At 64.2% G+C, this 17,893-nt stretch carries 16 protein-coding genes and 1 other RNA gene; 5 read left to right on the forward strand and 12 right to left on the reverse strand.

The features are described 5' to 3' along the window. Nucleotides 1-6: 6 nt before the first annotated feature. The 12 genes from crcB to gyrA form a co-directional block, all read right to left on the reverse strand. Nucleotides 7-384: a fluoride efflux transporter CrcB gene (gene crcB / locus WKW80_RS02990; protein ID WP_340362024.1), complete on the reverse strand. Its 378-nt coding sequence runs from the start codon at nucleotides 382-384 to the stop codon at nucleotides 7-9. A gap of 172 nt (nucleotides 385-556) precedes the next feature. Next, nucleotides 557-1,090, reverse strand: coding sequence for a ComEA family DNA-binding protein (locus WKW80_RS02995; RefSeq protein ID WP_340362025.1), 534 nt, complete (start codon nucleotides 1,088-1,090; stop codon nucleotides 557-559). 109 nt (nucleotides 1,091-1,199) lie between these two features. Next, the gene (lapB, locus tag WKW80_RS03000; RefSeq protein ID WP_340362026.1) at nucleotides 1,200-2,381 is read right to left on the reverse strand and encodes a lipopolysaccharide assembly protein LapB; all 1,182 of its coding nucleotides are present in this window, start codon (nucleotides 2,379-2,381) and stop codon (nucleotides 1,200-1,202) included. Beyond that, nucleotides 2,371-2,700, reverse strand: a complete 330-nt coding sequence (locus tag WKW80_RS03005; protein ID WP_340362027.1) for a LapA family protein — start codon at nucleotides 2,698-2,700, stop codon at nucleotides 2,371-2,373. Before WKW80_RS03005 ends, lapB begins: the two co-directional genes overlap by 11 nt. A gap of 56 nt (nucleotides 2,701-2,756) precedes the next feature. After that, entirely contained in the window at nucleotides 2,757-3,077 is a 321-nt protein-coding gene (locus WKW80_RS03010; RefSeq protein WP_340362028.1) for an integration host factor subunit beta, read from the reverse strand. Between the two features lie 130 nt (nucleotides 3,078-3,207). After that, a complete protein-coding gene (rpsA, locus tag WKW80_RS03015) occupies nucleotides 3,208-4,896 on the reverse strand; it encodes a 30S ribosomal protein S1 (protein WP_340362029.1) in 1,689 nt (562 codons plus the stop codon). Nucleotides 4,897-5,085: 189 nt separating this feature from the next. Further along, nucleotides 5,086-7,080 carry a bifunctional 3-phosphoshikimate 1-carboxyvinyltransferase/cytidylate kinase gene (locus tag WKW80_RS03020; protein ID WP_340362030.1) on the reverse strand — a complete coding sequence of 665 codons (1,995 nt, stop codon included), beginning with the start codon at nucleotides 7,078-7,080 and terminating at the stop codon, nucleotides 5,086-5,088. A gap of 2 nt (nucleotides 7,081-7,082) precedes the next feature. Further along, on the reverse strand, nucleotides 7,083-7,961 hold the full coding sequence (locus tag WKW80_RS03025; RefSeq protein ID WP_340362031.1) for a prephenate dehydrogenase: 879 nt from the start codon (nucleotides 7,959-7,961) through the stop codon (nucleotides 7,083-7,085). A gap of 15 nt (nucleotides 7,962-7,976) precedes the next feature. Next, nucleotides 7,977-9,101, reverse strand: coding sequence for a prephenate dehydratase (gene pheA, locus WKW80_RS03030; protein WP_340362032.1), 1,125 nt, complete (start codon nucleotides 9,099-9,101; stop codon nucleotides 7,977-7,979). Further along, nucleotides 9,094-10,212 (reverse strand): 3-phosphoserine/phosphohydroxythreonine transaminase, encoded by a 1,119-nt coding sequence (serC, locus tag WKW80_RS03035; protein ID WP_340362033.1) that lies wholly within the window; start codon nucleotides 10,210-10,212, stop codon nucleotides 9,094-9,096. Before serC ends, pheA begins: the two co-directional genes overlap by 8 nt. Further along, nucleotides 10,212-10,787: a DUF2059 domain-containing protein gene (locus WKW80_RS03040; RefSeq protein WP_340362034.1), complete on the reverse strand. Its 576-nt coding sequence runs from the start codon at nucleotides 10,785-10,787 to the stop codon at nucleotides 10,212-10,214. Before WKW80_RS03040 ends, serC begins: the two co-directional genes overlap by 1 nt. A 14-nt stretch (nucleotides 10,788-10,801) precedes the next feature. Then, nucleotides 10,802-13,429 carry a DNA gyrase subunit A gene (gene gyrA / locus WKW80_RS03045; RefSeq protein ID WP_340362035.1) on the reverse strand — a complete coding sequence of 876 codons (2,628 nt, stop codon included), beginning with the start codon at nucleotides 13,427-13,429 and terminating at the stop codon, nucleotides 10,802-10,804. A 224-nt stretch (nucleotides 13,430-13,653) separates the two neighbouring features. On the opposite strand from gyrA, the gene ompA reads away from it, so the two are divergent. From ompA to WKW80_RS03070, 5 genes are all read left to right on the forward strand, one after another. Beyond that, nucleotides 13,654-14,295 (forward strand): outer membrane protein OmpA, encoded by a 642-nt coding sequence (gene ompA / locus WKW80_RS03050; RefSeq protein WP_340362036.1) that lies wholly within the window; start codon nucleotides 13,654-13,656, stop codon nucleotides 14,293-14,295. Nucleotides 14,296-14,365: 70 nt separating this feature from the next. Next, the gene (ubiG, locus tag WKW80_RS03055) at nucleotides 14,366-15,085 is read left to right on the forward strand and encodes a bifunctional 2-polyprenyl-6-hydroxyphenol methylase/3-demethylubiquinol 3-O-methyltransferase UbiG (protein WP_340362037.1); all 720 of its coding nucleotides are present in this window, start codon (nucleotides 14,366-14,368) and stop codon (nucleotides 15,083-15,085) included. Continuing rightward, a complete protein-coding gene (locus tag WKW80_RS03060; protein ID WP_340362038.1) occupies nucleotides 15,085-15,753 on the forward strand; it encodes an HAD-IA family hydrolase in 669 nt (222 codons plus the stop codon). Before ubiG ends, WKW80_RS03060 begins: the two co-directional genes overlap by 1 nt. Before the next feature lie 12 nt (nucleotides 15,754-15,765). After that, nucleotides 15,766-16,150: a transfer-messenger RNA gene (gene ssrA, locus WKW80_RS03065) on the forward strand. A 121-nt stretch (nucleotides 16,151-16,271) separates the two neighbouring features. After that, the gene (locus WKW80_RS03070; protein WP_340362039.1) at nucleotides 16,272-17,867 is read left to right on the forward strand and encodes a methyltransferase regulatory domain-containing protein; all 1,596 of its coding nucleotides are present in this window, start codon (nucleotides 16,272-16,274) and stop codon (nucleotides 17,865-17,867) included. The last annotated feature ends 26 nt before the right edge of the window (nucleotides 17,868-17,893 follow it).

Below are 17,893 nucleotides of genomic sequence, written 5' to 3' on the forward strand. Positions count from 1 at the left end.
GAAACCCTATGCGGCGATGGCCTGCACCGTGCGGATGCCGAGCCAGGTCAGGCAGAGAGAGCCGCCCAGGTGCAGCGCGATGGTGCCCAGGGCCAGACCCGTTCGGCCGTTGAGCAGCATGCCGACAGTCTCTACCGAGAAGCTTGAGAAGGTAGTCAGCGTGCCAAGGAAGCCGGTGACGAGCATGAGCCGCCACACCGGATCCATGTTCGGCATGCCTTCGAACACGGCAAGCGCAATGCCGATGAGATAGCCGCCGATGAGGTTGACGGCCAGCGTGCCCCAGGGCAACACGCTTCCCGGGTTCAGCCACGTCGCAAAGCCCCAGCGAAGCAGGGCGCCGACGCAGGCAGCCAGGCAAATGACGATGGCATTGAACAGCATGCCGGGATTATCTCTACCCTCCGGCAATCGTCTGTGTGACTTCGGCAATCCCGAACAGCGGCACGATGAAGATGCCGGGCCCGAGAACGGACCCAATGCCTGGCAGCGTCGTCGGCCTGCGGGCGCAAGAAAGCCGCCCGAAGGCGGCTTGCCACTTACGCTGGTGGGCTGACTACTTGGCCGCGGCAGCCTTCGCGGCCGGCGCCGCAGCTGGCGCAACGGCCTGTGCTGCCGCTGGGACCACAACGGGAACGACGGCAGGTTTGGCCGCGGCGGCTGCGCGGGTGGTGGCGGTGGCGGCGGGTGCAGCCGGGGCCGCGGCAGGCGTGGCCGCAACTGCCGCCGGGGACGCCACCGCGGGCGGTGTCGCCGACGCAGCAGCCGGCTCGCTCGCCGCGTTCTTGCTGTGCTTCTTCTTGCCCTCCCCCTGGGCGACCGGCGTGAAGCCTTGGCCATTGATCGTGAGGCCCTCGTTCGACAGCTTGGCTGCGGACTTGTCCTTGACGCCCTTGACGCGACTCATGAAGTCGGCCCAATCCTTGAACTCGCCTTGCGCGCGGGCATCGACGATGCGCTTGGACATGGCCGGCCCCACGCCCTTGAGACCGTCGAGTTCGGCGGCGGTGCCCTTGTTGGCCTCGACCGCGGCAAACGACGAGACAGCAAAAAGCGTAGCGGCCAGAGCGGCCGCGAATTTCCTGAACATGTTGAAGCTCCCTGATAAGTTTGAAACGAAACCATCGGCGCATGGTGCGCGACGGCTTCGCTTCAACGGCGCCTGCGGCCGATTCGTTGACCGACCTGGCGCGAAAGGACTAAAGCTCCTCGACGCGACGTGGCGGATAGCTGTCCCACGCCTGGCAGCCCGGGCAGTGCCAGAAGTACTGGTGCGCCTCGAAGCCGCAAGCTGCGCAGCGATAGCGCATCAGCGGACGCGTGGCTTGGTCTAGCGCTCGTTGCACCTGGGGATGAAACTGCTCGCGCGTGAAGTGCTCCCCCGAGAGCCAGCGCGAAGCGGCGACCAGCGACGGGTGGTGCGCCAGGTGCGCGATGTAGCCGTCGCGTGGCTCGGGCGGCGTGTCGGCGGGCGTGTCCTGTTCGGGCACCTTCGGAATCCCGCCCATCGCGATGATCGCTTCGAGCACATCGATCGAGGGCGACGCGGCGTAGCGACGTTGCAGCAGCGCAATCGCTTCACCGGTGCGTTGCGAGGCGGTGGCTGCCTGCTGCAAGGCAGCAGCAAACAGTGGCAATGCCAACGGCGCGCTTTCGCAGAGGATGGCCAGCGTATCGAAAGCCGCGGAGGCCTCGCCGTTGCGCAATTGCAGGTTGGCCGTGTCGATGGCAGGGCGCGGCGCCTGCGGCGCCAGCTCGACCGCTTGTCGCAACATTTCGCCGGCTGCGTCGAGGTCGCCTGCCGAAGTTCGCTCCGCCGCCTGCTCGCAGAGATGGTGCGCGCGCCGCGTGGCGTAGCTGGCCTGGTCGGACTCGTCGAGCTTCTGCGCAACGGTCGCGGCCTGCGCCCATTCGCGGGAGCGCTCATAGATGGCCAGCAGCGCCAGCCGCGCTTCGGTCTCGTAGCGCGTGCCTTCCAGCTTTTGCAATGCGGCCTCGGCCCGATCGAGCAGGCCGGCGCGAAGAAAGTCCTGCGCCAGCGCATGCTGCGCCCGATCGCGGTCGTCCCGGCTCAGGTCGCCGCGGCCGAGCAGGTGTTCATGCACGCGCACCGCGCGCTGGTACTCGCCGCGACGCCGGAACAGATTGCCGAGCGCGAAGTGCAGCTCCTGCGTATCGGGGTCGTTCTGCACCGCCTCGATGAAGGCGTCGATGGCCTGGTCCTGCTGTTCGTTCAGCAGGAAGTTGAGGCCGCGAAAATAAGCCTTGGGTGCCTGGCGGTTCTCGAGCCTCAACTGCCTCAGGTCGAGGCGCGAAGCCAGCCAGCCCAGGACGAACGCCAGCGGCAATCCCACCAGCAGCCACGTGTAGTCAAAGTCCATGTTGACGCACGGCTGGCAGGTCGGTGGGAGGCGTTGCGGCTGCCGCGGCAGGGGGCGCGGCAACGGCGGTCGGCACTGGGGAGGATTCGACGGGCGCCTGGCTCGAGGCGTTGCTGCGGTGCTTCCACCAGCCCGGCAGCATCCCGAGCGCACCCACCACCAGCCCGCCTGCGAACGCCACGAGCACCACCAGCACCAGCGGCGCGCGCCAATAGGTGCCGAAGAAAAAATTCACCGTCGCATCGTGCTGGTTGTTCAGCGCAAATGCGAAGAGGGTAAAAAAAATGGCCGCCTTGAGCAGCCACAGGATGTATTTCATCGGGTTCCCCGTTGGCGGCCGATTCTAGATGGGTGCTTGCCTGCCGGCCCAGGCTCCTAAACCTTGCGACGCTCCGCCTCTGCGTCGAGTTCCGCAGTGCGTGCATCCACGGCTTCGCGCAAGGCCTTGCCCGGCTTGAAGTGCGGCACGCGCTTCTCGGGCACCTGCACGCTTTCGCCGGAACGAGGATTGCGCCCGATGCGCGGCGGCCGACGGCTCACTGAAAAGCTGCCGAAGCCACGGATCTCGATCCGATGTCCGCGCACGAGGGCATCGCCCATGGCGTCGAGGATGGTCTTGACGGCGTACTCGGCGTCGCGGTGCGTGAGTTGCGCAAAGCGTGCGGCGAGTTCTTCGACGAGATCGGAGCGGGTCATGTGAGGCAGCAAAAAACGAAACACAAAAAAAGGGACAGAGCGGACGAGCTTAACGCCCGCCGGTCTGTCCCGTTCAACGGCAGCCTGATTCATCTCCAGATCGACCGTCGCGGCCGACCTGGATATGAAATTACTTGCTGTCGTTGTTGTCCAGCTTGGCGCGCAGCAGTGCGCCCAGGCTGGTGGTGCCGGCGTTCTCGCGCGACGATTGCTGGCTTAGCGAAGCCATGGCGCCTTGCTCGTCGGCCATGTCCTTCTGCTTGATCGACAGCTGGATGTTGCGGGTCTTGCGATCCACATTGACCACCACGGCCGTGACTTCGTCGCCTTCCTTCAGCACGTTGCGGGCATCTTCCACGCGGTCGCGCGAGATTTCGCTGGCGCGCAGGTAGCCGATGATGTCGTCGCCGAGATCGATCTCGGCGCCGCGTGCATCCACGGTCTTGACCTTGCCGGTGACGACCTGGCCCTTGTCATTGACAGAGGTGAAGGTCGTGAACGGATCGCTGTCGAGCTGCTTGATGCCAAGGCTGATGCGCTCGCGGTCGACGTCGACTGCCAGTACCAGCGCTTCGACTTCCTGGCCCTTCTTGTAGTTGCGAACGGCGGTTTCGCCGGCTTCGTTCCACGAGAGGTCGGACAGGTGAACCAGGCCGTCGATGCCGGCAGCCAGACCCACGAACACGCCGAAGTCGGTGATCGACTTGATCGGGCCCTTGACGCGGTCGCCGCGCTTGGTGTTCTGCGCGAACTCTTGCCACGGGTTGGCCTTGCACTGCTTCATGCCCAGGCTGATGCGGCGCTTGTCTTCGTCGATCTCGAGGACCATGACTTCGACTTCGTCGCCCAGCGAGACGATCTTGTTCGGGGCGATGTTCTTGTTGGTCCAGTCCATTTCCGAGACGTGCACCAGGCCTTCGATGCCGGGCTCGAGCTCGACGAACGCGCCGTAGTCGGCGATGTTCGTGACCTTGCCGAACAGGCGGGTCGATTGCGGGTAGCGGCGCGAAACGCCCATCCACGGGTCGTCGCCCATCTGCTTGAGACCCAGCGAGACACGGTTCTTCTCGGTGTCGAACTTGAGGATCTTGGCGGTGATTTCCTGGCCGGCCTGAACGACTTCGCTCGGGTGGCGGACACGGCGCCATGCCATGTCGGTGATGTGCAGCAGGCCGTCGATGCCGCCGAGGTCGACGAACGCACCGTATTCGGTGATGTTCTTGACGACGCCGCGAACCACTGCGCCTTCCTTCAGGGTTTCCATCAGCTTGGCGCGCTCTTCGCCCATGCTGGCTTCGACCACGGCACGGCGCGACAGCACGACGTTGTTGCGCTTGCGGTCGAGCTTGATGACCTTGAATTCGAGGGTCTTGTTCTCGTAGGGCGTCAGGTCCTTGATCGGACGCGTGTCGATCAGCGAGCCCGGCAGGAATGCGCGGATGCCGTTGACGAGGACGGTCAGGCCGCCCTTGACCTTGCCGCTGGTCGTGCCGGTGACGAAGTCGCCCGACTCGAGGGCCTTCTCGAGGGCGAGCCACGAAGCGAGGCGCTTGGCGGTGTCGCGCGAGAGGATGGTGTCGCCGTAGCCGTTCTCGACGCTGCCGATGGCAACGGAAACGAAATCGCCGGCCTGGACTTCGAGTTCGCCCTTGTCGTTCTTGAACTCTTCGATCGGCACATAGGCTTCGGACTTGAGGCCTGCGTTGACCACGACGTGGTTGTGCTCCACGCGCACGACTTCGGCGGTGATGACCTCGCCGGTGCGCATTTCAGAACGCTTCAGGGATTCTTCGAATAGGTCGGCAAAAGATTCAGACATGTATGTTCCTTCCGTCAGGCAGGGTTTGCGGCGGCACCATTGCAGCCAGCGTGTATCTGTAGACGGCGGTTGTGGGCTTGGGGCCCGGTTGAGTTGAAAGAACCAGAAGGCCGGTGCGCTGTCGCGCGGCGGGGACCTGCTGGACCGAAACACCCTCGGGCGGACCCGGGGGCTGTACTGACGACCTCCTCAGGCTGGCCTGAAAGGTTGTACCTCCTGCCACCAGTTCAAGACCTGTTCAACCGATTGCTCGATCGACAAGCTGGAGTTGTCCAGGCGGCGGGCGTCTTCTGCCGGCTTGAGAGGTGCGACGCTGCGGGATGAATCCCGGAGGTCACGTGCTTCCAAGTCGGAGCGAAGACTGTCGAGTGTAGTCGAAATTCCCTTTGAAATCAACTGCTTATAGCGGCGTTCGGCCCGGTGGGCGGCACTCGCCGTCAGGAAAACCTTGAGCGGGGCATCGGGAAATATCACCGTGCCCATGTCGCGGCCATCCGCCACCAGCCCCGGAAGCTGCCGAAAGCCGACTTGTAGCGTGGTGAGCGCCGCCCGCACGGACGGCAGCGCGGATACCCGCGAGGCGTCCATTCCGGCGGCTTCCGAGCGAATGGCGTCCGTCACGTCCTCGCCGGCAAGCATTGCCTTGCCTGCGTCGAAGCGCAGGGGCAGCGTCCGCGCCAGTGCGGAGATCCGCGCCTCGTTCGCAGGCGTCGGTTCGAGCCCGGCGCGCCGCATCGCCAGGCCGGTTACCCGATAGAGCGCGCCCGAATCCAGGTAGTGGTAGCCGAGTGCGTGCGCCACTTCCACTGCCAGCGTGCCCTTGCCGGATGCCGTTGGGCCGTCGATGCAAATCGCCGGCACTGAAAGCGGCTTCACCACCGAAAAGAGCGTCTCGAAGTAGTCGGGAAAGGTCTTCGCCACGCAATGCGGATCGAGGATGCGCACCGGAACCGATGCCGGGTTGAATGCCGCGAGCGAGAAGCACATGGCCACGCGATGGTCGTCGTAAGTGCGAATGCTCGCGGCGCGCCAGCCATCGGCCGCCAATGGAAACACGCGGATGAAGTCCGGCCCCGATTCCACCTTCGCCCCGAGCTTGCCCAGTTCATTGGCCATGGCGTCGATGCGGTCGGTTTCCTTCACGCGCCAGCTTGCGATGTTGGTCAGCGTGGTCGGACCATCCGCATACAGCGCCATCACGGCCAGCGTCATGGCTGCGTCCGGGATGTGGTTGCAATCGAGCGTGATCGCCTTCAGCGGCCAGGCGCCGCGCGTAACCACCAGCCAGTTCGGCCCGCTCTCGACCCGCGCACCCATCTTTTCAGCCGCTTCGACAAAACGGATGTCACCCTGTATCGATGCAGCGCCCACGCCTTCGATGCGCAAGCCATCGCTTGTTGCGATCGCGCCCAGCGCGATGAAATAGCTGGCCGACGACGCATCGGCCTCGACGTGTATTTCGCCAGGAGAGCGGTACTGGCTGCCGGCCGGAATCGTGAACCGTTGCCAGCCTTCCCGCCGGATGCCGATGCCGAAGCGCGCCAAGAGGTTGAGCGTGATCTCGATGTAGGGCTTGGAAATCAGCTCGCCGACCACATCGATCGTGATGTCGCGGCGACTGGCCAGCGGCAGCGCCATCAGCAGCGCCGTGAGGAACTGGCTCGACACATCGCCGCGCACGCGGATCGGCGCGTCGAGTTGCAGTGATTGCAGCGACACCGGATGGATCCGCAGCGGCGGATAGCCCGGATTGCCGAGGTAATCGATGTGACAGCCGAGCTGGGTCAGCGCGTCGACCAGGTCGCCGATCGGCCGCTCGTGCATGCGCGGCACACCGCTGAGTTCGAAGTCGCCGCCCAGCAATGAGAGCGCCGCCGTCAGCGGTCGCATTGCAGTGCCCGCGTTGCCCATGAACAGGGTGGCTTGCGGCGTCGACAGCCGGCCGCCAAGACCGGTGATCCGGAGCGTGCCATCGGCCTGTTCGATGCGGCAGCCCAGTTGCGCCAGCGCGGTGAGCATCACCCGGGTGTCGTCGGAATCGAGCAGGTCGTGCACCGTGGTCGTGCCGCTGGCCAGCGCGGCCAGCAGCAGCACTCGGTTGGAAATGCTCTTGGACCCTGGCAAACGCACGGTGCCGGCCGCTTCCGTCAATGGCGGAATATCGAGAAATTCAGTGGAAAACATGTTCAGTCGGCAGACGTCGCGCCGCCGGATTGCCAGTGGGTGCGAACGCGCCGGGCCGATTCGATGGCGTTTTCAAGGCCCTGCGCGTCACCGGTGGCGACCATCAGTTCGAGTGTTTCGAGTGCGTCGCGAAAATTGCGGGTCTGCGCCAGCACCTGTTCGCGGTTGGCCAGGAGGATGTCGCGCCAGACGGCCGGGTCGCTGGCCGCTATGCGCGAGAAATCGCGAAAACCCGGCCCGGCCAGGTTCATGAAGCGCTGGCCGTTCTCCTGTCCGGCGATGCCGTTGACGAAGGCAAAGGCGACCAGGTGGGGTAGGTGGCTGACGGCGGCAAAGGCGCTGTCGTGGTCTTCATGCGTCATCTGGACGACGTCGGCGCCGACGGACGTCCAGATGCGCGTTGCCGTCTGCACCAGCGAGCGCCGCGTGGCCTTGACCGGCGTCAGCACCACCTGCCGGCCCTTGAACAAGCCGGCTTCCGCGTGTTCGATGCCCGACACTTCCTTGCCTGCGATCGGGTGTGCCGGCACGAAGCAGCCGAACTGTTCCTGCAAGCCCCGCCGCGCCGCCTCGATCACGTCGCCCTTGGTCGAACCCACGTCCATGACCAGCGTGCCGTCCGAGATGCCGTGGCGAATCGCCTTGAACGTGGCCTCGGACGCGGAGACCGGAACCGCGATCAGCACCAGGTCCGCGCCCGACACGGCCAGCAAGGCCGAAGGCGCAGCGACATCGATCGCGCCAAGCTGCCTGGCCCGCTCGGTGGTCGATGGCGACTTGCTGTAGCCCACCACTCGCTTGACCAGCTTGGCCTTCTTCAGCGCCAGCGAGAAGGAGCCACCTATCAGGCCGCAGCCGATCAGTCCGAGTTGCTCGACCATGAGACGTGATCGGATTCAGGCGGTCACGGGATAGGCGCCCAGCACCTTGTAGAAGGCGCACAGCGATCGCAACTCGGTCAATGCGGCGGCGACATGCGGCTGCGACGGATGGCCATCGAGGTCGATGTAGAAGTAGTACTCCCACTGCCCCGTGCGCGCCGGCCGCGACTCGAAGCGCGTCATCGAGACGCCGTTGGTCTTCAGCGGCACCAGCAGGTCATGCACTGCACCAGGCCGGTTCGGCACCGAGACGATGAGGCTGGTGCAATCACGACCGGAAGCCGGTGGCATGGCCAGCGTCTGCGGCAGGCAGATGATCGCGAAGCGGGTGCGGTTGTAGGCGTCGTCCTGGATGGCATGGGCCACGATGTGCAGCCCGAAGCGGGTCGCGGCTCGCTCGCTGGCCAATGCAGCCCACGCCGGATTCTCGGCGGCAAGCCGCGCGCCTTCGGCATTGCTCGACACGGCACGGCGCTCGACGCCCGGCAGGTGTTTTGCCAGCCACGTCTGGCACTGTGCCAGCGCTTGCGGATGGGCGAGCACCGCCTCGACGCCGTCGACCGAATTCGCCTTGCGCAGAAGGTTGTGCCGTACCAGCAAGCTGACCTCGCCGACCACGTGCGTTGGCGAATGCAGGAACATGTCGAGCGAGCGCGTGACCACGCCTTCGTTCGAGTTCTCCACGCCGACCACGCCGTACTGCGCGCTGCCGCTGGCGGTCGCATGGAACACTTCGTCGAAGTTGGCGCAATAGACCAGGTCGGCCGCTCCGCCGAAGTATTCGATGGCCGCTTGTTCGCAGAACGTGCCTTCGGGCCCCAGCACCGCCACGCGCTGGGGCGACTCGAGCGCGAGGCAGGCCGACATGATCTCGCGCCAGATGGCGGCCACGTGCGGCGCCTTCAGCGGGCCCGGATTGCTGCGCTCCATCTTGTCGATGACTTGCGCGACGCGATCGGGCCGGAAGTAGGGCGTGCCCTCGCGCTTCTTGATTTCGCCGACCTGCTCGGCCACATGGGCGCGCTCGTTCAGCAAGCCGAGCAGTTTCTGGTCGAGCGCGTCGATCTGGACGCGCAAGTCAGCCAGGCTGGCAGAGGCGTCGACGGGAGGCTGGGGGGAGGGCGGGGCGTTGTCAGGCATGCGATTGCTCAAATTCTCGCATGCAGTCGACCAGCGCCTGCACGCCGGAGAGCGGCATCGCGTTGTAGATGCTGGCGCGCATGCCACCGACCGATTTGTGACCCTTCAATTGCAACAAGCCCGACTTGCGTGCGCTGGCAAGAAAAGCCTCATTTCGGCTTTCGTCGGCCAGGAAGAACGGCACGTTCATGCGCGAGCGGCAGTTCGGATCGACCTTGTTCAGGTAGAAGCTCGAACCGTCGATGAAGTCATAGAGCAGTTTCGCCTTGGCGAGGTTGCGTTGTTCCATGGCCTCGACACCGGTGAGCGCGCCTTCGGTCTGCTCGCGCAGCCACTGGAAGGTGAGCCCGGCCATGTAGATGCCCCACGTCGGCGGGGTGTTGTACATCGACTGGTTGTCGGCCACCGTCTTGTAGTTGAAGGCACTGGGGCAGATTTGCAGCGCATGGCCGAGCAGGTCGTCGCGAGCGATCACGATCGTGAGTCCGGCCGGCCCCAGGTTCTTCTGCGCGCCACCAAAGGCCAAGCCGACACGGCGCCAGTCGACGGGGCGCGAAGCCACGTGCGATGAAAAATCAATCACCAGCGGTGCCTTGCCGCCCAGCGCGGCAAGGTCGGGCAACTGCTGGAATTCGATGCCGTTGATGGTTTCGTTGGTGCACACGTGCACGTACGAGGCATCGGCGTTGAGTTGCCAGCTTGCCGCATCCGGCAGGGCCGTGTGGCCATCGGCAGCATTGCTCGCAACGACGCGTGCGTCGCAATAGCGCTGCGCCTCCTTGTGCGACTTGATGCTCCAGCTGCCGGTGATCACGAAATCGGCCTGCAGGCCGCGCGACAGGTTGAGCGGCACGATGGCGTTCTCGCCGAGGCCACCACCCTGCATGAACAGGACATGGAAGTGGTCGGGCACCGCGAGCAGTGCCCGCAGGTCGCTTTCGGCCTGCGCCAGGATGACGCCGAATTCCTTGCCGCGATGGCTCATCTCCATCACGCTCATGCCGCTGCCGTGCCAGTCGAGCATTTCGGCGGCGGCGCGACGCAGCACCGCCTCCGGCATGGTTGCCGGACCCGCGGAGAAGTTGTAAGGACGCGTGCCCGGCGCGGGCATCACTTCTTGGCGGGCGCCTTGCCAGCCGCAGCCGGCGCAGGACCCGTCGGTGCGCCGAGCGCCTTGGCCACGGCGGCATCCAGTGCGCGCATCTTCGGCTCGATGGTCGGCTTGGTCTCGGCCACCAGCTTTTCGGTCAGGGCATTGCGAAGCTTGGGATTGACTTCCTCGTACTTCTTGCTCAGTGGCGAGTTCAGCCAAGCGATGAGTTGTTTCAGTTCGTCTTCGGTGAAGGCCTCGCTCAGGACCGGGCCCAATGCGCCAGGGGCCAGTGCCACCGCCTTGTCGCGCACGTACGGGTAGGCGTCATCGAAATACTTCTTGAGCTCGGCATCGGCTGCCTTGGCGGCTGCTTCCCGCTTTTCGGCAGGCACTTGCGTCTGCAGGTATCCGGAGCCAGCCTGGGCGATCTGGGCGCTGGAGTCTTCGACGAGAACACGCGCCAGTACTTCGATGCCGGGCCGTTGCAGGTCGATGAACTGCTTGACCAGGGCGGCCTTGCTGTCTTGTGCCCAGCCGATGGAACTGGTGGCCGCCATTGCGGTGGCGAGGATGGCGAGCTTGAGTTTTTTCATTCAGTAGTTTCCGTTCAGGATGTTGGATTGTCTTCAGGATTGGATTCGGTATCGCCGTTGGCGTCGTTCTCCACGATGCGCTGCAGCCCGCTGAGCTTTGCGCCTTCGTCGAGACCGATCAGCGTGACGCCTTGGGTGGCACGGCCCAGTTCGCGGATTTCCGCGACCCGGGTTCGCACCAGAACACCCTTGTCGGTGATCAGCATGATCTCGTCGTCTGCATGCACGAGCGTCGCCGCCACCACTTTGCCGTTGCGCTCACTCTGTTGAATGGCGATCATGCCTTTGGTTCCCCGGCCGTGACGGGTGTATTCGGTAATGCTTGTACGTTTACCGTAACCATTTTCGGTGGCCGTGAGCACGCTTTGCTGTTCGTCCTCGGCCACGAGCATGGCGATCACGCCCTGGCCATCTTCCAGCGTCATGCCGCGCACGCCGCGCGCGTTGCGGCCCATGGGACGCACGTCGTTTTCGTCGAAGCGTACGGCCTTGCCGCCGTCCGAGAACAGCATCACGTCATGCGCGCCGTCGGTCAGTGCCGCACCGATGAGGTAGTCGCCCGGATCCAGGTCGACCGCGATGATGCCGGCCTTGCGCGGGTTGCTGAATTCGTCGAGCGTGGTCTTCTTGACGGTGCCCATCGACGTGGCCATGAACACATACTGATTGGCAGGGAAAGACCGCTTCTCGCCGGTCAGTGCCAGCACGACATTGATCTTCTCGCCTTCCTGCAGCGGGAACATGTTGACGATCGGGCGGCCGCGCGAGCCGCGCGAACCGGCAGGCACCTCCCACACCTTGAGCCAGTAGAGCCGGCCGCGGTTCGAGAAGCACAGGATGTAGTCGTGCGTGTTGGCGATGAAGAGCTGGTCGATCCAGTCGTCTTCCTTCGTGGCCGTGGCCTGCTTGCCGCGGCCACCGCGCTTCTGGGCGCGATATTCGCCCAGCGGCTGGCTCTTGATGTAGCCGCTGTGCGAGAGCGTGACGACCATGTCGGTCGGCGTGATCAGGTCTTCAGTCGAGAGGTCGAACGCGCTGTGCTCGACCTGGCTGCGGCGGGCGCCGAGCTTGGTCTGGCCGAACTCCTGCTTGATGGTGGTCAGTTCGTCGCCGATGATGACCGACACGCGTTCCGGCTTGGCAAGGATGTCGAGCAGGTCCTCGATCTCGGACATGACTTCCTTGTACTCGACCACGATCTTGTCTTGTTCGAGGCCGGTCAGGCGCTGCAAGCGCATCTGCAGGATTTCCTGCGCTTGCGTATCGGAGAGGCGATAGAGCCCGTCGCCGCCCATGCCGAACTCGGCTTCGAGGCCGTCGGGGCGATAGTCGTCGGCGTTGACCACGCCGCCATCGGCCCGGGTGCGGGTGAGCATCTCGCGCACCAGCTTGCTGTCCCAGCGCCGGCTCATCAGCTCGGCCTTGGCGACCGGCGGGGTCGGGGCGTTGCGGATGATCGCGATGAAGTCGTCGATGTTCGCCAACGCCACGGCCAGGCCTTCGAGCACGTGGCCGCGCTCGCGCGCCTTGCGCAGATTGAACACCGTGCGCCGCGTGACTACTTCGCGGCGGTGCTGCAGGAAGACCTGGATCAGGTCCTTCAGGCTGCACAGCTTGGGCTGGCCGTCGACCAGTGCCACCATGTTGATGCCGAAGGTGTCCTGCAACTGCGTCTGCTTGTACAGATTGTTGAGAACGACCTCGGGCACCTCACCGCGCTTGAGCTCGATCACCAGGCGCATGCCCGACTTGTCGGATTCGTCCTGGATGTGGCTGATGCCCTCGATCTTCTTCTCGTGAACCAGTTCGGCCATGCGTTCCTGCAGGGTCTTCTTGTTCACCTGGTAGGGCAACTCGTCGACGATGATGGCCTGGCGCTGGCCCCGGTCGATGTCCTCGAAGTGGCAGCGCGCGCGCATCACCACCTTGCCTCGGCCGGTGCGGTAGCCGTCCTTGATGCCGTTGATGCCGTAGATGATGCCGGCGGTGGGAAAGTCGGGCGCCGGCACGATTTCCATCAGGTCGTCGATGCTGGCGTCGGGGTGGCGCAGCAAGTGCAGGCAGGCGTCGACCACTTCGTTCAGGTTGTGCGGCGGGATGTTCGTGGCCATGCCGACCGCAATGCCGCCGGCCCCATTGACCAGCAGATTTGGCAGCTTGCTCGGCAATACCGCCGGCTCTTTTTCAGAGCCGTCGTAATTGTCTTGGAAATCGACAGTTTCCTTGTCGATATCGCCCAGCATTTCGTGGGCGATTTTTGCCAGCCTGATTTCGGTATAGCGCATCGCCGCCGCCATATCGCCATCGACCGAGCCGAAATTCCCCTGGCCATCCACCAGCATGTGGCGCATCGAGAAGTTCTGCGCCATCCGCACGATGGTGTCGTAGACCGACTGGTCGCCATGCGGGTGGTACTTGCCGATCACGTCGCCAACGATGCGGGCGGACTTCTTGTAAGGGCGGTTCCAGTCGTTGTTGAGCTCGTGCATCGCGTAGAGGACGCGGCGATGCACCGGTTTGAGGCCATCCCGGGCATCCGGAAGGGCGCGGCCGACGATCACGCTCATCGCGTAATCGAGGTAGCTGCGACGCATCTCCTCTTCGAGACTGATAGGTAAGGTTTCTTTGGCGAACGAGGTCATGAGCAGTACGCAGACAGCAAGGAGGCGAAATTTTACGCCCCGGGGGGTGTCGCACCGCCGCAACACAAGGCGGCTATTCCGGCTCCGTCCGGCGATTCCGGGGGCCGCTGCGGCCTGTTTGCCAAGGACCCTGTGGCAGAATCGTCCCAACGTTTTGGGTGGTGGTCACTTAAAGCGTCCTTGATTCGCAGCGCGGCTGCGGCTTTTTCCCCAAGAGGAGAACCATGAAGAAACTGAATAAAGTGGCGATGATGTTTGCAGTCGCTGCGCTCGCCACTGCCGCCGGCGCGCAGACCCGTGTCACCGCAGCAAATGGTGGCCCTGTGATCGACAACTGGCAAGACAGCGCTGGCCAACTGGTCTGGAGGAACGGCACGAACGAACTGTGCTGGCGTGATTCCAACTGGACGCCTGCAACCGCTGCCGTTGGCTGCGATGGCGCTTTGGTCCCCGCTCCCCCGCCGGCTCCGGTCCCGCCTGCTGCAGTTGTGCCGCCACCCGCCGTGGCTGCTTCGAAGGTGACCTTCGCTGCTGACGCATTCTTCGACTTCGACAAGTCGGTCCTGAAGCCTGAAGGCCGCGCCAAGCTGGACGACCTGGTCTCGAAGATCAAGGGCGTGAACCTCGAAGTCATCATCGCTGTCGGCCATACCGACTCGATCGGCTCCGACGCTTACAACCAACGTCTGTCGGTCCGTCGCGCCGAATCTGTCAAGGCCTACCTGGTCTCGAAGGGCATCGAACGCAACCGCGTCTACACCGAAGGCAAGGGCGAGAAGCAACCTGTTGCGGACAACCGCACCAAGGAAGGCCGCGCCAAGAACCGTCGCGTGGAAATCGAAGTCGTCGGTACCCGCGCCAACTAAGCAATCCGCAAGGATTCTCAAGGAACCCCGCTACGGCGGGGTTTTTTTATGCGCCATTCATAATCGCGTGATGACAAATAGCTTGAATGCGGATCCGGCCGAATTGGCCAAGTTTTCGGAGTTGGCACATCGCTGGTGGGACCTGGAGAGCGAATTCCGGCCACTTCATGAAATCAATCCATTGCGGCTTGACTGGATTGACGGAATTTCTCCGATCGGCGACAAGCGCGTGCTCGATGTCGGTTGCGGCGGCGGCATTCTGGCCGATTCGATGGCACGCAAAGGCGCCGATGTGCTCGGCATCGACCTGGCCACCAAGGCGCTCAAGGTTGCGCAACTGCATGCCCTGGAGGCCGGCACCCGCAACGTCAAGTACCGCGAGGTGAGTGCCGAGGCAATCGCGGCGGAGGAACCGGACTCGTACGACGTGGTCACCTGCATGGAAATGCTGGAGCATGTGCCGGACCCGGCTTCGGTCGTGCGAGCCTGCGCGACGCTGGTGAAGCCGGGCGGATGGGTGTTCTTCTCGACCATCAACCGCAATTTCAAGGCGTTCATGCTCGCCATCGTGGGTGCTGAATACCTGCTCGGCATGCTGCCGCGTGGCACCCATGAGTACCAGAAACTGATTCGACCGAGCGAACTCGCCGCGCACTGCCGCAAGGCCGGGTTGGTGCTGCGCGAGACCCGGGGCTTGCAGCACAACCCGATCACGCGGCGGTACTGGCTCAACGACGACACCAGCGTCAACTACATGTTTGCGACTCAACGACCTTCTGGCGACCAGTGATGCAATTCAAGGATATCCAGGCCGTGCTGTTCGACCTCGATGGCACGCTGATCGACAGCGCGCCCGACTTGGGCGCCGCTGCCGACAAGATGCGTACCGATCGCGGCATGCCCTCGCTACCACAGGCGCTGTACCGGCCGATGGCCGGTGCGGGCGCGCGGGGCATGCTGGGCGTCGCCTTTGGTATTGCCCCCGAAGCGGCGGAGTTCGAGGCGTTGCGCGAGGAGTTCTATGTGAACTACGAGACGCGCATGCTGGACAGCACTTTCATCTTCAGCGGCGTGCCCGAATTGGTCGAGGCACTGCAGGCGCGTGGGCTCGGCTGGGGCGTGGTCACGAACAAGTCGGCCCGCTTCACCGGGCCGCTGACGCGCGCGATTTCTCTGTTTGCGAGCGCCGGCGCCATCATCAGCGGCGACACGACGCCATTCGCCAAGCCGCATCCCGAGCCATTGTTCGAAGCGGCGCGCCGGCTGGGCATCGATCCAGCCCGATGCGTCTATGTAGGAGACGATCACCGAGATATCCTGGCCGGGCGCGCGGCGGGCATGCAGACGGTCGCGGCGACCTATGGCTACCTCGGCGACGACGCCGACGCGACCCTGTGGGAAGCCCATGCGGCCATTACTTCACCCTTGGAGCTCTTGCAGGTACTGAAGCAGGCCTAAAATACGAGGCTTGGGGCTGCACTGGTTTCGACGTGGGTTCGGAATCGCAGCGGGGCATGTCGAGCTGAATGCGCTCGTAAAACAGATTCAAACAAACTAACTGCAAACGACGAACGTTTCGCACTCGCTGCTTAATTGCCAGTGAGCTTTGCAACAGCAGGCCGATGGGCTGGGCAAGGGGGTCTGGAGCAATCCTGACCTCCCGGCTGCAAAGATAATTACATGGGCTGGCTTCGATCCGGGTACCTTGGGTCGAGGCGAGAAAATAGGGTGCTGGCGTCCGGTTTAGCGTGCGACTGCGCGACTCCGGAGGCGAGACTCAAATCAGACCGCTAAACATGTAGATCTGCGCGAAGAAGGCTTGCGGACGGGGGTTCAAATCCCCCCAGCTCCACCAATCGCCAAAAGGCCCGGCTGTCTGACAGCCGGGCCTTTTTTGCTGCGCGCGCAGCTATATTCGGCCCTTGCCCGGGCCCCAGAGATGCTGGCCTGTCTTCCTTCTGCTGAGGAATAGCTACATGCCGGACAACTTGACGACGGCGATCACGAAGTACTACGACGCGGTGCCGTACGACTCGCATCCTTTTCCGCAGTCGGCGGCCGAGCACCTGGAAGCGCTGGCGTACCTGTTCGGGCTCGAGGCCGCGCCACCCGCCGGCGCGAGTGTGCTGGAGCTGGGCTGCGCGGCCGGTGGCAACCTCATCCCTTTCGCGGCGCGCCATCCCGGCGGAAGTGCACTTGGCGTGGACGTTTCGCCGGTGCAGGTGGCGCAGGGCGCGGCGGCGATCGGCCATGCGGGGCTTGGCAACGTCGAACTGCGTGCCTTTGACATCAACGACATCGACGCATCGTTCGGCAAGTTCGACTACATCATCTGCCACGGCGTCTACAGCTGGGTGCCGCCCACGGTTCAGTCGGCGATCCTGCGCGTGTGCTCGGAGAACCTCGCGCCCGACGGCGTCGCCTATGTGAGCTACAACGTCTATCCGGGTTGGAAAGCGCGGGAGATCGTGCGCGACGCCATGATCCTGCGCGGAGGGCCACGTGACGCGCCGGAGGAAAAGCTCTCGTTCGCGCGCGGCATGCTCGAATTCCTCGAGCAATCGGCCAGGGCCGACAGCGTGCTCAAGAAGACGCTCGAGGAGACGATGCCCATCGTGCGGAGTTCAAACAGCGCCTACCTGCTGCACGAGTTCCTCGAGCCCTGCAATTCACCGTGCTACTTCAAGGAGTTTGTCGAACGCGCCGGCACGCACGGACTGGCCTATCTGGCCGATGCGGAGCCCTCGACGATGTTCGTGCAGAACTACGGCGAGAAGGTTCGCGAGCCGCTGCTGCGCGAATGCGGCGGCAGCCAGGTGATGATCGAGCAATACCTCGACTTCCTGGTCAACCGCACCTTCCGGCAGACCCTGCTGGTCAAGAAGGAACGGGTCGGCGACATCCGCTACCGGCTCGACCCCGCGCGGTTGCGCCGATTGGCTTATGCCGGAGTATTCCTGCCCGATGACGGCAACCCGATCAAGCTCGATGGACCGGAGCAGCCCTGCACCGCGTTGCGAAACCTGAAGGTCACGTTGCGCCAGCCGGTGCACAAGGCGGTGGCGCAGGTGCTGGAGCAGCACTACCCTGCGGCCGTCTTGCCCGAGCAGTTGTTCGGCGAGGTGGCTGCGCGAGTCGGCGAGCCGCGCGATGCGGTCGAGCCGTTTGTCATGGGCATGCTGGAGGAGTTGCTGATACTGGGCGCGGTGCGCTTGCGCCGGAGTCCATTCGGAGCCGCCGCGCAGGTGGCCGGCATGCCGCGCGCGTTGTCGGCCGTGCGCAACCTGCCGGGCCTGGCGTTGCAAAGCGGCCCGAGCGCCGTGGCTTGCAACCTGTGGCACGAGCAGGTCGCCTTGTCGCCGCTCGAGCGCTGTCTGTTGCCCTTGCTGGACGGCAGTCATGGACACGACGCACTGGCGGACCATCTCGTGGAAGAGGCGCGCGCCGAACGGATCCGGTTCATCAAGGATGAGCAGCCCTTGAAGGACGAGTCCGCGCTGCGCGAGTTCGCTGGCCAGCAAGTGGCACTCGCGCTGAAGGACTTGCGACGCAAGGGGTTGCTTGCAGCCTGAGTCGAATCCGTGGCGTGTGCACAAGG

It is taken from the genome of Variovorax humicola (genome assembly GCF_037889915.1).
In the GTDB taxonomy this organism is placed as follows: Bacteria; Pseudomonadota; Gammaproteobacteria; order Burkholderiales; family Burkholderiaceae_C; genus Variovorax; species Variovorax humicola.

Bases quoted from the DNA above. Each gene is read 5' to 3' on its own strand.
- crcB (WP_340362024.1), bottom strand. From the start codon at position 384: ATGCTGTTCAATGCCATCGTCATTTGCCTGGCTGCCTGCGTCGGCGCC.
- WKW80_RS02995 (WP_340362025.1), bottom strand. From the start codon at position 1,090: ATGTTCAGGAAATTCGCGGCCGCTCTGGCCGCTACGCTTTTTGCTGTC.
- lapB (WP_340362026.1), bottom strand. From the start codon at position 2,381: ATGGACTTTGACTACACGTGGCTGCTGGTGGGATTGCCGCTGGCGTTC.
- WKW80_RS03005 (WP_340362027.1), bottom strand. From the start codon at position 2,700: ATGAAATACATCCTGTGGCTGCTCAAGGCGGCCATTTTTTTTACCCTC.
- WKW80_RS03010 (WP_340362028.1), bottom strand. From the start codon at position 3,077: ATGACCCGCTCCGATCTCGTCGAAGAACTCGCCGCACGCTTTGCGCAA.
- rpsA (WP_340362029.1), bottom strand. From the start codon at position 4,896: ATGTCTGAATCTTTTGCCGACCTATTCGAAGAATCCCTGAAGCGTTCT.
- WKW80_RS03020 (WP_340362030.1), bottom strand. From the start codon at position 7,080: ATGTTTTCCACTGAATTTCTCGATATTCCGCCATTGACGGAAGCGGCC.
- WKW80_RS03025 (WP_340362031.1), bottom strand. From the start codon at position 7,961: ATGGTCGAGCAACTCGGACTGATCGGCTGCGGCCTGATAGGTGGCTCC.
- pheA (WP_340362032.1), bottom strand. From the start codon at position 9,101: ATGCCTGACAACGCCCCGCCCTCCCCCCAGCCTCCCGTCGACGCCTCT.
- serC (WP_340362033.1), bottom strand. From the start codon at position 10,212: ATGCCCGCGCCGGGCACGCGTCCTTACAACTTCTCCGCGGGTCCGGCA.
- WKW80_RS03040 (WP_340362034.1), bottom strand. From the start codon at position 10,787: ATGAAAAAACTCAAGCTCGCCATCCTCGCCACCGCAATGGCGGCCACC.
- gyrA (WP_340362035.1), bottom strand. From the start codon at position 13,429: ATGACCTCGTTCGCCAAAGAAACCTTACCTATCAGTCTCGAAGAGGAG.
- ompA (WP_340362036.1), top strand. From the start codon at position 13,654: ATGAAGAAACTGAATAAAGTGGCGATGATGTTTGCAGTCGCTGCGCTC.
- ubiG (WP_340362037.1), top strand. From the start codon at position 14,366: ATGACAAATAGCTTGAATGCGGATCCGGCCGAATTGGCCAAGTTTTCG.
- WKW80_RS03060 (WP_340362038.1), top strand. From the start codon at position 15,085: ATGCAATTCAAGGATATCCAGGCCGTGCTGTTCGACCTCGATGGCACG.
- WKW80_RS03070 (WP_340362039.1), top strand. From the start codon at position 16,272: ATGCCGGACAACTTGACGACGGCGATCACGAAGTACTACGACGCGGTG.